This is a genomic window from Acetobacterium sp., assembly GCF_041752335.1.
GTDB lineage: Bacteria > Bacillota > Clostridia > Eubacteriales > Eubacteriaceae > Acetobacterium.
In genome coordinates, this window is record NZ_JBGSHG010000028.1 from 1 (window position 1) to 12,324 (window position 12,324).

Below are 12,324 nucleotides of genomic sequence, written 5' to 3' on the forward strand. Positions count from 1 at the left end.
ATAGCATGAGCCTCCAGCTTGTTTGTTTGTTTTTCGCTAATTCAATTATAACAAATCTGGTGTTCTCATGCTATTTTTATGTTTGCAACATCGGATTTACGATGATTTTGCTCGATTATTATGTGCGAAGTTTGAGTTATAAAGTAAATCGCTGGGCAAACATTATCGCATCAATCATTACAATAACTTTTGTGATTGGCGGGGGCTCCTTGTACCTACATTATATATTTTTTGCATCGATGGAAGTAATCTGTATGCTGATGATAATCTGGTATTCATGGAAATGGAAATAGGAGAGAATAGTGGAAGATAAAGCATTAAAGACGCTGGTGATAGTTTATTCGTATCATCACAGTAACTAGGATTCCTTATTCATACCTAGCCAAGATGTGATTGCAAAAAACAATGATGAAAGCGGCAAGTAATGAGTTCAGAAAACCGCCCATGCTGAGATTGGTTACAAAATGGTCAGCAATCATAATCATCCAGGCATTGACAATGAAACTGAATAAGCCCAGGGTGAGAAGACTGAGCGGTAGTGTAATCAAGAGCATAATCGGCTTTAATAATAAATTTACGCTCAACAGAACCAATCCCATGATTAGCAGTGCCGAAATGCTGTCGATATGAATACTATAAAAAACGAGTGACAGCAAGTAAATCGTCGCGATGATCGATAGATATTTCATGAATAGTTTTTTCATTTTTGCCTCCCAAAACAGTTTATCTGATTTTAATCAAAACCTTGACCTTATCAGTAGTAACATCGATAAGATCGTAGGGCTCATCGCCATTTAAAGACCGCAGCAGGATGATGACAGCGACAATGAGCTCTTTCACTAAATGGACTGAGATCCGGGAGGATGCATTCGGAGCAGGTACCTTTGGGGCAAAAAAACATGCGATGATCAGAATGTCCAGAAAACTGTCCAGTAATTCTTCAAAGAGATACAATTTGATAGGAAAGGGAATTTTTATGAACCGTTTGTCCTCGATCTGAAGCCGGATCCATAAGCTGCGAAATCCCTTAATCGACATAGACCCGTACCTTTATCATTGACTGACTGCTTTCATCCCAGGCTTCCACATCAACGATATTCGGTTCATCCAGGGTGCCACTGATTACCTCTTCGACTATTTTGGCAAAATCGATGCCGGAAAGGTCGATCCCTTTCGACTCCATCTCTCTTCTGGCATCTGGAGGAAGCACCGCCGTCATTCGATCGGCAATTTCACCGATGGTCGTTAGTAGCCGGATCGGGATATTGATATTGACATTGACAGTATTATTATCTGAGGTTACTTTAACCTTAAAGAATTTGTAGCTATGTTTTGCAGTTGTTTCAATGGTCTCTATGATTGTCACTTCCTTGGTCATCGCCAGAGCTTCCAGCAGTTCCATCCCTTCGGCCGCAGTAATCTGTCCGCTTTCGATCATTTCCAATATTTTTTGTTGTTCGTTCATTGTCTAATCTTCCTTTTTCTTTATAAATTTTTGATCCGTTCAGTTGCTTCTTTTGAGGTGATTTCACCGCTTGATAATTGATCCAGGATTTCATTTCGGGCGGCTGTTTTATTTTCGTTTTCTTTAATCAGTTCTTTTGATGGCACTTCATAGCCCAGACCTCTGATGACTGTATCCAGTTTACCGCGAACAGTCGGATAAGAGATTCCCAGTTCTTTTTCAACATCCTTGATATTCCCACGACACTTGATGAATATTTTGACAAACTCAAGATCCTCGTCCGGCAGACGGCAGAATTCACAAGGCTGGAAATCACCCTCAATAGTTGTGGTGCACTTAGGACAGCTGAGCTTGGTTATGGAAAGTTTTTCTCCACAGATGGGGCATCTACCCGGAGCTTTGTACTTCATTGTTTCCACCATTCCTATATTTATTTGATTATAATATACTGCAAAAAATTAACTATGTCAATAGCAATATTAATATAATTAATTATGAAATTAAATAAATTAACAATTATGCGATTTTACAGAAGTCCTGGGGGTCAGGTCCAATAATCCTGATATCAACAGGGATCAGAAGTGATTGATTGGAATGCGAATTAAGAGGATATGATTTTGACATCATTAATGAACTGGACGAGGAAGATCATATCCGGCAAGGCAATCGTCGATCCAAGTCGGTAGCAATTTCGGAAAAAGGGATCAAGTTATCACAAGTGCTATTGGATAAAACATATCGGACTGGTAAAAATAAAGAATAAGGCGGATACACTGCTCATACAAGAGTTATCCGCCGCCAGGGAAATGATAAATTAAACTATTCCCTGATCCACGAAAAGACATATTCGATGTGCTTAGGCAAGTCAATTTTCGGCTGGGCAGAGGTTGCAAAATGCCCGTCTATTTTTCTTTCTTTCATGGCAAAATCAAAATGGGCGGCAGCGATGCCCATATCGACCCGCTGGATATCATAAGAAAAGGCTTTGCTGTAGCCTGGTTCCTGATACTCATAAAAATGACAGTTACCCTCTGTTATTAAAATTCGCCATGGTTGCTTGTTGGATGCCGATGGTCCCAATCGCACCATCTCCAAGGCAAAGGCAAGATCACCGGCTGCGGTTGCCATCAGTGGGGACTGAAAGTCGTTTGTAAAAAATAATTGCTGCCATTCTTTGCGCTGATCAGCCTTAATCAGTTTTCGCATCGCTTTTTCTTTAAAATGCTTGTGGTCGGCTGCATATCCAAATGGAGTGATGATCGGGAAAATTTCACCGGCTTCGATTTGCATTGCATTGGAAAAGCTCTGACGGTCAAAAGTGCCACCCAGCCAACAAGTGCCCAGACCAAGATCGGCCAGATAAAGGACCAGGGCTTCAAATTCATACCCCAAAGCCTCCAATGCCATCGGTTCGAGGGTGATTGTCGTACCGATGTAGTGACTGGCGCCTTTTATCACACCATAGGTGCCAAGCTTTTGAGCGGTTGGTCCAGATTTTAAATCAAGCGTGTGAAACGCAATGTGAGGACCAAAGGGGTTTTCTAATGAATCGATAAATGATTCAATAGCCTTTTGTTTATCGGATTCAATCGCCTGTTCGTTATAATTTCTGACGCTATAGCGCTTTTTTACAGTTTCTTCGATGGGGAAATTAATATTCATGGTGATTCTCCTTAAATTAATCTATGTAAATTTTAGACAATTATATTTTACACAATATGAATGGTGATTGTCAATGATAATATTAAATGAAACAAAAGCAGGCCGAAAAATCTTTTCCAGCCTGCTTTTTAGTGATTTTATAGATGTCCTCTGGAATAGAAGTCGCAGAGAATTGGCGCAAAAATGTAATTTTTTATACCCGCTTTCGATACACCCTCATCGCAAAGATGTAGGCAACAATCATAATCCCGAGGCACCACCCAAGGGCGATCCAGATATCATTACCTACCGGCTGACCGGACAGCAGTGCTCGGATGGCTTCAACGATGGAGGTCACCGGCTGATTTTCGGCAAAGGCGCGAACGACTGGCGGCATCGATTCGGTTGGCACGAAGGCCGAGCTGATAAACGGCAGGAAGATAATCGGATAGGAAAAGGCGCCAGCACCGTCCACTGTTTTTGCGGACAATCCTGCAATCACTGCGACCCAGGATAAGGCCAGGGTAAACAGCGCAAGGATACCGCCCACAGCAAGCCATGACATTATCCCTGCCGACGAACGAAACCCCATTATTAAGGCGACAAGAATGATAACAATAACCGAAATCGCATTCGATACCAATGAAGAAAGCACATGACCCCACAACACCGTGGAACGGGCAATTGGCATGGAGTGAAAACGCTCGAAGATGCCCCGCTGCATATCCATAAACAGGCGGTAAGCAGTATAGGAAATCCCGCTGGCAATAGCGATCAGCAGGATGCCGGGCAGCAGGTAATTCACATAGTTAGTGGTACCGGTCTGAATGGCGCCGCCAAACACATAGACAAACAGCAGCATAAACGCAATCGGCATGATGGTGACCGTGATGATAGTGTCTATGCTGCGAAAAATATGACGCATGGAGCGTTCCAGCATAACACCCATATCGCTAAAAAAGTGCTGTTTTGCAGTTTCCATTTACTGTTCCTCCTTTTTACCGATGATGGCGAGGAATATCTCCTCCAAAGTCGGCTGTTTTTCTACATATTCCAACTTCGCTGGCGGAAACAGCTTTTTTAATTCAGTCAGGGTGCCGTCCGCGATAATCCGGCCCTCATGTAGAATGGCAATTTGATCGGCAAGCTGTTCAGCCTCCTCCAGATATTGGGTAGTCAGAAACACTGTTGTACCGCTCTCAGCCAGCTCCTTGACAATCTTCCATACCTCAATGCGAGCCTCGGGGTCAAGCCCGGTGGTCGGCTCGTCGAGGAAAATGAGCTGTGGTTTGCCCACTAGGCTCATGGCAATATCGAGCCTGCGGTGCATCCCGCCCGAATAAGTAGACACCCTGCGATCAGCGGCGTCGGCTAGGCCGAGGCGCTTCAGCAGATCGTCCGTAACCTGACGGGGGTTTTTGAGGTGGCGCAGCTTGGCAATCATGATCAGATTTTCTCGCCCGGTCAGAATCTCGTCTACGGCGGAAAATTGGCCGGTCAAGCTGATCGATTGCCGCACCTTGTCGGGCTCTGACGCGACATTGAATCCATTGACGGTAGCGGTTCCGCCATCTTGTTTAAGTAGTGTGGTAAGGATTTTGACAATCGTCGTTTTGCCGGCGCCGTTAGAACCGAGCAGAGCGAAAATACTGCCCTGCTCCACCTCCAAATCGACGCCATTCAGAACATGAAGTGGCTTGTAGGACTTTTGCAGTCCTTTTACTTGAATTGCTTTTTTCATCCCGAAATCCTCCTAGTACTTTGTTTTATCCGTAACCTTCTTCATGGCCTTGTTAACTTCCTGAGCAACAGATGCTTGATAGATGTCAGCGTAAGTTTTTGAATCTCTGATTAGATCGTCGCAGAAAGCCGCTACGTCGTGGCCCGTCACTTCAAGTACGTGTTTATCCAGAGCCGCGCCCTCTTCAAAAAGATCGACAATCCCTGAGAGTAATTCTGTCCCTTCGGTTAGCTCAACTGGGCCGACCTTAAAAAGATATTTTTGAATCTCTTTATAAACAATCTGATAATCCTGTGGGAGTGCTTTGACACGTGCCATATGCGCCCGCCATTCTTTTTTACCTTCAATGATATCTCGGATTCTCATTTTAGCCTCCTATTTACCTAATTTTTTTGCGATCGTATTATTGAGTTGCGCTCGCCACTTGTCGCGATAAGACTTTGCCCCTTCTTCACCGACCAGTGCTGAACAGAAGCTTTTGATATCGTCACCCAAAACCTCCTGGACACTTTGACCGTCCGCCGCTGTTTCTTCGAGCAGGCCAAGTACACCGTCGAGAATTGGCATCAGGTTGCGACCGGTAAAATCTGAGTGTGGCCAAAGATTGGCTTTAATCTTTTCCCATGCCGCTTGATAATCAGCTGGCAGCTTTTTGGCTCGTGATTCAAAAGTTTTGAATTCTTTAGTCATGTCGTTACCGGTGATTTCTTCCCAAAAAGTCATTGTTTATTCTCCTTTAACTCGTTAATTTTTGATGATACAAATGCCCATTTTTCCCAGAAATTTTGTAGCTCCCTGCACCCTGCGTCGTTGAGCACATAAAATTTGCGCGGCGGCCCCATATCGGACGGCTTTTTTTCGATGTCAACGAGTTTATTTTTTTCAAGTCGCACTAAAATGGTGTAGACCGTTCCATCTACGACATCTGTGAAGCCGAGTGCATTCAACCGTCGCGTGATTTTATAACCATAGGTTTCGCCACAGCTAATAATTTCAAGCACACACCCCTCAAGCAGGCCTTTGAACATTTCCGTTAAGTTTTCCAGCACAATCACCTCCATGCTATTATGTATTACTTACTACAGCTATATAGTAACAAATAGTAGCAAGAGTTGTCAATAGCGTCTTACTGATAATAGAAAAAAGGAGAAAATTGTATGAATCAGAAAAAATTAAAGCGTTTGAAAAGATGATAAGTTGTGAATATCCCGATATTACGGGCATTCTTGTAAAAGCGACAGGTCAACCAATAATTGAGTTTGCTACAAAAAATTTATTCTCACCGCTGGGAATAAATGGAATACATAATGTGGTGTTGCGAAGTGTAGAAGAACAGATGGCCTTTTATACAAAAGAAAAACACACCAATGGCTGGGTTGTTGATGCCCAGGGGATCAACACGGCAAGCTGGGGTCTTACCTTGACACCGGTGGATATGGCAATAATAGGCCAATTGTACCTAAATAGCGGAGTATGGGAAGGCAAACAAATCATATCCAAACAATGGATCGACATAAGCACGAAAGAGCACAAGGAAGACATCTTATGAATAATAATGTCAAGAAGATTAGAAATAGCAATTAAATAAGTGAAAATGAAATAGAGGAAATAGTAGGTCTGACTATTTCCCGATTTTTATCTTGGTCTGCAGGTTGTTTAACGCGGAAATGAAAAAATCCGGATGTTCGTAGTGGATGTCATGGCCCGATTTGATGGTAAGGGTTTCGCAATCGGAGAGCAAAGCCTGGACCTTGTTTGCATCTTCATCGGTGTTGGCGGCGTACAAGACCCCGTCCTTACCGTAATTCGTTTTGGCTTTAAGATAAATCGTCGGGCCCGAAATCGCTTTTAGCAGCGCTTCCTGATCGACCGCGTTCATCCATGAACCGTCGTAAAAACTCTCGCCAAAGGCTAAATCATAGTTATCAATGGTATTCATCAGTCGCAGCCAGGAATAGGGGATCCAGTAGATTCTTGGCCCCTGATCGGGATGTTCTGCTCGGAACGTCTCAACGGCTCCGACCACCTTTTCTTTTAGGCCACCGAAAAGGGAAACCATGTAGCCATTTTTAAAATAGTAGACAACAAAATCTGTTTCATCTGTCTGGTTTTGAAAGCTGTGAATGGTCATGAAGGTATCCTTCCAGGCAAAGCAGTCAGCTCCTTCCTGCATTTCCTCAGGGGTCACGGAAAAGAGCGGTGGATCTTCAAGCAGAATACCGCTTACCAGATCGGGTGCATTGGCACCAAGCCAGGCAGCCAGGACACCGCCGGAAGAATGACCGGAGACAAGACATTTTTTGCCGATAATATGCTCCATAAACCAGATCAGGGCCTGGCCGTTTGCCGCACAGGAATAAAGCGTTGGATCATGACTGGATTGACCGTGGCCAAAGCAATCCACCGCAAAAACATGAAAATTTTTCGACAATTCAGGCAGAACTGCGGCATAATCCTCCCAGGAAACACCTTGACCGTGGATTAACAGCAGAGCGGGGCCGTTATCGGGACCCTCGCCATAATTAATAAGGGAACCATTATCCAGAAGGACCGTTTCTTCAGTAAAGCCAGCGTCCATAGTTTGTTGGAGATAGCGATCATCGATCGGATGTAAATTGTTGTAAAAAAAACAACCAATGACGGCGGCACCGCCGATTACTAAAAAGGCCAAAACAATCAGGACTACTTGCATTTTTTTAATCTTCACTTTCTTTATCCTTAGTGGTTTGATCGGCATAGCCCAAACCTCGTTTAACAAATTCAAACTGACTGATAAATCGATTGGCGTCAATCAGGGCAAGCCCTCCCTGATTCTCATCACCGAGAATCATCAGGCTGTCGCCGGGGTTGAGCTGGAAGACTTCCCGGGCTTTTTTGGGAATGACAATTTGTCCGCGCTCGCCAACAATCACCGTGCCAAAAACGTGCTTGCCTTTTGGCGGCAAGGGTACTCCTGCCGTTTCAGTTCCGTTGACGAGGGTATCAAGGGAAATGTTATAAAGCTGAGCAAGGGCAATGCACTTATTCATATCCGGTAAGCTTTCGCCGTTTTCCCATTTGGCAACGGACTGTCGGGAAACGGCGATCTTTTCGGCCACATCTTCCTGAGTGTATTGATGGGTTTTTCGCAGGGTCTGTAAATTCACACTAATCACATTTTTCATATTTTCACCACCTGTCCTTATTCTATCAGTTTTTGGCAATGACATCCATCAATTGATGTTAACATAATGGCACAAAAAATGTCAGTTTTGGTTGCGTTAATAAAGTAATAGGGCATCGCTTTTGCCGCTTTAGATTTTCGTAATCTTTTTCATGGCCTGATTAACTTCGTGCTCAATAGATGCTCGATAGATATCAGCGTATGTTTTTGAATTTTTGATTAAATTATCTCAAAAAGCCGCAACGTCACGGCCCGTCACTTCGAGCACGCCTTTCCCTAAAACAGCGCCTAGTTCAAAAAGATCGACGATCCCCGAGCGCAAATCGGTCCCCGCGGTTAGCAGAACAGGGCCGACCTTAAAGAGGTGTTTTTGAATTTCTTTATAAACAATCTGATAATCTTGAGGGAGCGCTTTGACACGGGCCATGTGCGCTCGCCATTCTTTTTTAACTCGCCTAAAAACTCCCGGACACGCTGACCATCCGCCTAATAATTTCTATGATACAGCCCTCAAGTAAGCCTTTGAACATTTACGTTAAGTTTTTCAGCATAATCACCGCCATACTGTATAGTACTACTTACTACAGCTATAAAGTAATGCTAAATAGTCGATTTGTCAATAGCGGTTTTCTAATAATGGGAAAATATCACCGGAAGGCTTATCTAATTTGATAATGTAATTTTGATAAATATTATAATATATCACTTTTCTATTGGTTGTAAAATGGGTAAAACTAATAATCTTTAATACATAAACTTGCTAATTACTCGATAAAACTCTTTTTGATATAGTTAACCCAAGCAAAACATGCAAAGGATTACACGATTGACAAATAAGATTGTGGTCGTGTGACAAACGGACACCAACCATCTGAAAAGGATGTGGAGTTCGGACGTGTTTCAAATGATGGGCAATGACCCAAATTAAAAGGAGGATTTCATATGTCAACAGAAAAAGGAAACAACGAAGTCGAAATCAGTAAAGAAGAAAAAGCCGGTGTTAAAGCGTCCAAGATGAAAAAAGGCCGAAAATCAATCGCTTATCTTCAGGAGAAGAAGGATAATGGCGAGAAGATTGTGCAGATGTGCCCAGCCGACCGCGACAAGTATTTTGTGATGGCCGCTGAAATGGCTGACTGCGACATCTGTCGCCTGACGACTCCCGGTGAGAACACTGAGATGCAGATTGCTAACGCCAGCTGGCGGATTCGCGACGTCCGCAGTGCGGCGCAGCTGATCCATCTTAACTTCTATATGCAGACCCCGACCTATTGCTCTAAAGAAGAGGCATTAAAAAACGGCTCCCTGTATATGGCCAACGGGGCTGATTCCCTACTCCCGATGGGCGTCAGTAACGAGACCCTGAAGTATATGGCCGATAACCATCTGGTTGTATTCGGTCACGTCGGGGCGCTGTCGGGCTGGCAGACCAGTCGGCATGGTGGCTACAAGCGTCTGGGTAAAACCGCTGAAGATGCCATGGATGTCTTCCGGATGGCTTATGAGTACCAGGAAAATGGAATGATGGGCATGACCATTGAATTGACGCCCATCGAAGTTACCAACGCCATCGCCAAGAAGCTGAGCGTACCCGTGGTGGCCATTTGTGCCGGTGGTGACGCTGACGGTTCCGAAATGGTTGACTTTGATACCTTCAATATGATGCCATCAGCGGCTGCACATGCCAAGGCTTATGGTGACTTCTTTAAATGGGCCGCGACGGCATACGCTGGATGGGCCAACGACGTTCGCACCGGTGTATACCCCGAAGATAAGCACGGCTTCCACATGGATGAGCAGGAACTTGACAAATTCCTGAACCAGTTGGAACAAAAGTACACCGTCAGATAGTCAGACGGTAGTCTTCAGAAAGAGCAAGACGGGCGGATGAACTGAGTTGCGTTGACCGGTTCATAAGCCGATTAAAACAAAAGTGGAAATAATTTCAGGTGATAAGTTAGGGGAGACGATTTTATGAAAATGGATGCCAATACAATCTTAGCAATGGCGGAGAAAAGTACCCAGCAAATTCGTAGTCTACCGGAAGTGTTCGGCAAGGATCTGGCGGGTAAGGTGGCGATTGTAACCGGTGGCGCCACCGGGCTGGGCTATAACGTCGTAAACCGTTTAGCCGAGGCTGGTGTGCGGGTGGTCATTGCATCGCGAAAAGAAATGACCGGGATGAAAGCCGAGGCTGATTTTCGGGCCAGAGATTTTGAAGTAAAGTGGTTCCAGACCGACGTAGCCAAGGTGTCTGACTGTTATGCCGCGGTTGATTATGCGGTGGCACAATACGGCAGCGTTGACATTGTCGTGGCCAATGCGGCGGTGTGGTCAATGTATTCGTTTCTGGATATGCCGGAAGAGGCGTTTGATACGGTGATCAACACCGATTTAAAGGGCGAATATTTCATTGCTCAGGCAGCCGCCCGGGTGATGGTTGCGCAGAAGACCAAGGGCAAAATTGTGTTCATTTCTTCGGTTGCGCATAAAGGCTCTGACGCCGCTAAATTGGGTACGATGACCCACTATAATGCAGCCAAGGGGGCAATTGTCAGTATGACCAAAGGAATTGCCAAAGAACTGCGCCAATACGGCATCAGTGTCAACTGTGTCGCGCCTGGTGGGATGCTGACAGCCGGAGCCCTGACCAATGCTGCCGAAGCAGTTGGTCTGTATGGACCGGAGTTTGCTGAGGAACGCGGTAAATACGGCAGCGAGACGCCGATGGCCATGAATCCTGACGAGGTGGCGCTGGTGGTATTGGCGATGTGTACCGCCATGTCGGACTTCATCGTTGGTGAGACCATTGATGTGGATGGTGGTTCGTTGCTCAGTTATCAGGCGAAACCATGGAGTTACACGGTTGCCGGCTGTGTCCCGGGACCGAAAGCGGATTGACCAAAGGGGTCACTCCATAATTGAATAGATCGTGATTTGAGCCCCCTGGCGTAGACGCTCATCCCAAAGGCGACTACGCCAGGGGGCTTTTATTTAGCGATAAATTGTTCTGCTTAAGCCAGCAACCGGACGAGCAGTTCCTGGAGGTTGGAAACATGCATCTTTTCATAGATATGAGCGATATGTTTATTGGTGGTGGACTGGGAGATATAAAGCGATTGACTGATGACCGCCGGTGAAATCCCCTGGCATAGCAGATTGGTGATCTCAATCTCCCGGGCGGTCAGGTTTGTGGTTTCCCAGGAAATCTGATCGACAGCTTGTCGGCTGGTCTGCTGTGTGAAAAAATTCTTATGCAGATTGTTTAACTGTGGAACCGCCAGGGACAGGGTCATAAACTCGGTCTCGGTAAAGTTTTCAGCTTTTGTTTTGTCCAGGGCAAACAAGGTTCGCGGCTTGCCGTTTAGATCAAACAGCGCAAAACCCAGGGAGTATTTAACGCCCCGGGGATGAATATAATTAGAAACAAACTCGGTAGGCGGTTCTTTTTCCCAGGCCCGGATATTGATGGTTGGTTTAGCAGGATTTTCCCGTAAGTTTTTCACCAGGCTATAATAGCCAGTTTTACTTTTTGAGTAGTATTCAAGGTACATGGTACTCCATTGTTTGTCGATATTGTGCAGATACTGATTGCACACCTTGCCATTGCCATCCAAAAAATAGGCAAGTGATTGATCGAAGTCGCACAGAGCCCCAAGGGCGGCCAGAATTTCAGCGGAAAAGGCTTTCAGGTCATGGACATTTCCGCAGGTCAGGGTAAACTCATAAATTTTTTGCCACGGGATATTTACATTGGTATTCATCTTCATTCCTTCCCTTTTTATTCCATGTATTAACTTTCGTATAGGGTAGCGATGTCATGTATTCTACGCTTCATTTCGGTGCGGATATGTAACGGCGCTAAACACTCGCATTTGTCCCCCAAACTCAAAAGAATATTGTAATGGTAGTCGTTCTCGATGAAAAGAAAACTAACCATATAATGCTCATCACCATCTGGCGAAAAGTCCTCATAAGGACAATAATCAAGGACCCGGTCCATGACCGATTGATGAATCCGAATTTTTATTTTTGTTTGCATCGTTGCCAAAATATCAGAAAAATCTAACTGCGGTTTTTGATAATCTCGTGGCGTAAAAAATTCCTCTTGTATCTGTAGGTTTGATGTGCGGGATAGTTTAAACAAGCGAAAATCATTTCTTTTATGGCAATAGCCTTGTAAGTACCAATGACTACTTTTTAATACCAGCTGATATGGCTCGGCTGTTCGGGCGGTTTTATTTCCGTAGCGATCGGCATATTCAAACGAAAGCAGCTTGCTTTCCTGTAAAGCTGTTTTGATCATTTCTAAAT

Annotated in this window: 19 protein-coding genes and 1 pseudogene; 5 read left to right on the forward strand and 15 right to left on the reverse strand. The window is 44.7% G+C overall.

The window, feature by feature from the left end; genetic code table 11:
* Positions 1 to 5: 5 nt before the first annotated feature.
* The gene (locus ACEW8F_RS03700; protein ID WP_373482141.1) at positions 6 to 293 is read left to right on the forward strand and encodes a DUF6326 family protein; all 288 of its coding nucleotides are present in this window, start codon (positions 6 to 8) and stop codon (positions 291 to 293) included.
* Positions 294 to 368: 75 nt separating this feature from the next.
* On the opposite strand, the gene ACEW8F_RS03705 is transcribed toward ACEW8F_RS03700, so the two are convergent.
* From ACEW8F_RS03705 to ACEW8F_RS03720, 4 genes are read right to left on the reverse strand one after another with little or no spacing between them, the layout of a single operon-like run.
* Entirely contained in the window at positions 369 to 704 is a 336-nt protein-coding gene (locus ACEW8F_RS03705) for a phage holin family protein (RefSeq protein WP_373482123.1), read from the reverse strand.
* A gap of 19 nt (positions 705 to 723) precedes the next feature.
* Positions 724 to 1,038: a hypothetical protein gene (locus ACEW8F_RS03710; RefSeq protein WP_373482124.1), complete on the reverse strand. Its 315-nt coding sequence runs from the start codon at positions 1,036 to 1,038 to the stop codon at positions 724 to 726.
* Positions 1,028 to 1,465 (reverse strand): hypothetical protein, encoded by a 438-nt coding sequence (locus ACEW8F_RS03715; RefSeq protein ID WP_373482125.1) that lies wholly within the window; start codon positions 1,463 to 1,465, stop codon positions 1,028 to 1,030. The genes ACEW8F_RS03710 and ACEW8F_RS03715 overlap by 11 nt, the downstream gene beginning before the upstream one ends.
* Positions 1,466 to 1,485: 20 nt before the next feature.
* The gene (locus ACEW8F_RS03720) at positions 1,486 to 1,875 is read right to left on the reverse strand and encodes a DUF2089 domain-containing protein (RefSeq protein WP_373482126.1); all 390 of its coding nucleotides are present in this window, start codon (positions 1,873 to 1,875) and stop codon (positions 1,486 to 1,488) included.
* A 179-nt stretch (positions 1,876 to 2,054) separates the two neighbouring features.
* Here ACEW8F_RS03720 and ACEW8F_RS03725 point away from each other — a divergent pair, with 179 nt between their 5' ends.
* Positions 2,055 to 2,228 carry a DUF6429 family protein gene (locus ACEW8F_RS03725; protein ID WP_373482127.1) on the forward strand — a complete coding sequence of 58 codons (174 nt, stop codon included), beginning with the start codon at positions 2,055 to 2,057 and terminating at the stop codon, positions 2,226 to 2,228.
* Positions 2,229 to 2,284: 56 nt separating this feature from the next.
* Here the strand turns inward: ACEW8F_RS03725 and ACEW8F_RS03730 are convergent, their stop codons facing one another.
* The 6 genes from ACEW8F_RS03730 to ACEW8F_RS03755 all read right to left on the reverse strand — a co-directional run bounded on the left by ACEW8F_RS03730 (position 2,285) and on the right by ACEW8F_RS03755 (position 5,908).
* Entirely contained in the window at positions 2,285 to 3,127 is an 843-nt protein-coding gene (locus tag ACEW8F_RS03730; protein ID WP_373482128.1) for a nitroreductase family protein, read from the reverse strand.
* Positions 3,128 to 3,320: 193 nt separating this feature from the next.
* Positions 3,321 to 4,088 (reverse strand): ABC transporter permease, encoded by a 768-nt coding sequence (locus ACEW8F_RS03735; RefSeq protein WP_373482129.1) that lies wholly within the window; start codon positions 4,086 to 4,088, stop codon positions 3,321 to 3,323.
* Positions 4,089 to 4,847 carry an ABC transporter ATP-binding protein gene (locus ACEW8F_RS03740; RefSeq protein ID WP_373482130.1) on the reverse strand — a complete coding sequence of 253 codons (759 nt, stop codon included), beginning with the start codon at positions 4,845 to 4,847 and terminating at the stop codon, positions 4,089 to 4,091. It lies immediately after the preceding gene.
* Between the two features lie 12 nt (positions 4,848 to 4,859).
* Positions 4,860 to 5,213 (reverse strand): DUF1048 domain-containing protein, encoded by a 354-nt coding sequence (locus tag ACEW8F_RS03745; RefSeq protein ID WP_373482131.1) that lies wholly within the window; start codon positions 5,211 to 5,213, stop codon positions 4,860 to 4,862.
* Between the two features lie 9 nt (positions 5,214 to 5,222).
* Positions 5,223 to 5,570, reverse strand: a complete 348-nt coding sequence (locus tag ACEW8F_RS03750; RefSeq protein WP_373482132.1) for a DUF1048 domain-containing protein — start codon at positions 5,568 to 5,570, stop codon at positions 5,223 to 5,225.
* Complete coding sequence (locus ACEW8F_RS03755; RefSeq protein WP_373482133.1) at positions 5,567 to 5,908, reverse strand: PadR family transcriptional regulator; 342 nt, start codon at positions 5,906 to 5,908, stop codon at positions 5,567 to 5,569. The genes ACEW8F_RS03750 and ACEW8F_RS03755 overlap by 4 nt, the downstream gene beginning before the upstream one ends.
* A 92-nt stretch (positions 5,909 to 6,000) precedes the next feature.
* Between ACEW8F_RS03755 and ACEW8F_RS03760 the strand changes: the two genes are divergently transcribed.
* Positions 6,001 to 6,396, forward strand: a complete 396-nt coding sequence (locus tag ACEW8F_RS03760) for a hypothetical protein (RefSeq protein WP_373482134.1) — start codon at positions 6,001 to 6,003, stop codon at positions 6,394 to 6,396.
* 72 nt (positions 6,397 to 6,468) lie between these two features.
* On the opposite strand, the gene ACEW8F_RS03765 is transcribed toward ACEW8F_RS03760, so the two are convergent.
* The 3 genes and pseudogenes from ACEW8F_RS03765 to ACEW8F_RS03775 form a co-directional block, all read right to left on the reverse strand.
* Complete coding sequence (locus ACEW8F_RS03765; protein WP_373482135.1) at positions 6,469 to 7,554, reverse strand: alpha/beta fold hydrolase; 1,086 nt, start codon at positions 7,552 to 7,554, stop codon at positions 6,469 to 6,471.
* Positions 7,544 to 8,011 carry a helix-turn-helix domain-containing protein gene (locus ACEW8F_RS03770; RefSeq protein ID WP_373482136.1) on the reverse strand — a complete coding sequence of 156 codons (468 nt, stop codon included), beginning with the start codon at positions 8,009 to 8,011 and terminating at the stop codon, positions 7,544 to 7,546. The genes ACEW8F_RS03765 and ACEW8F_RS03770 overlap by 11 nt, the downstream gene beginning before the upstream one ends.
* Before the next feature lie 129 nt (positions 8,012 to 8,140).
* Positions 8,141 to 8,458, reverse strand: a pseudogene (locus ACEW8F_RS03775) (DUF1048 domain-containing protein); the annotation flags it as partial.
* Positions 8,459 to 8,952: 494 nt separating this feature from the next.
* Between ACEW8F_RS03775 and ACEW8F_RS03780 the strand changes: the two are divergent.
* Entirely contained in the window at positions 8,953 to 9,861 is a 909-nt protein-coding gene (locus tag ACEW8F_RS03780) for a 3-methyl-2-oxobutanoate hydroxymethyltransferase (RefSeq protein ID WP_373482137.1), read from the forward strand.
* Positions 9,862 to 9,984: 123 nt separating this feature from the next.
* Positions 9,985 to 10,911: an SDR family NAD(P)-dependent oxidoreductase gene (locus tag ACEW8F_RS03785; RefSeq protein WP_373482138.1), complete on the forward strand. Its 927-nt coding sequence runs from the start codon at positions 9,985 to 9,987 to the stop codon at positions 10,909 to 10,911.
* 113 nt (positions 10,912 to 11,024) lie between these two features.
* Here ACEW8F_RS03785 and ACEW8F_RS03790 read toward each other — a convergent pair whose 3' ends face one another.
* A complete protein-coding gene (locus ACEW8F_RS03790; RefSeq protein ID WP_373482139.1) occupies positions 11,025 to 11,774 on the reverse strand; it encodes a response regulator transcription factor in 750 nt (249 codons plus the stop codon).
* Positions 11,775 to 11,803: 29 nt separating this feature from the next.
* A partial coding sequence (locus ACEW8F_RS03795; protein ID WP_373482140.1) for a helix-turn-helix transcriptional regulator occupies positions 11,804 to 12,324 on the reverse strand: 521 nt, incomplete at its 5' end.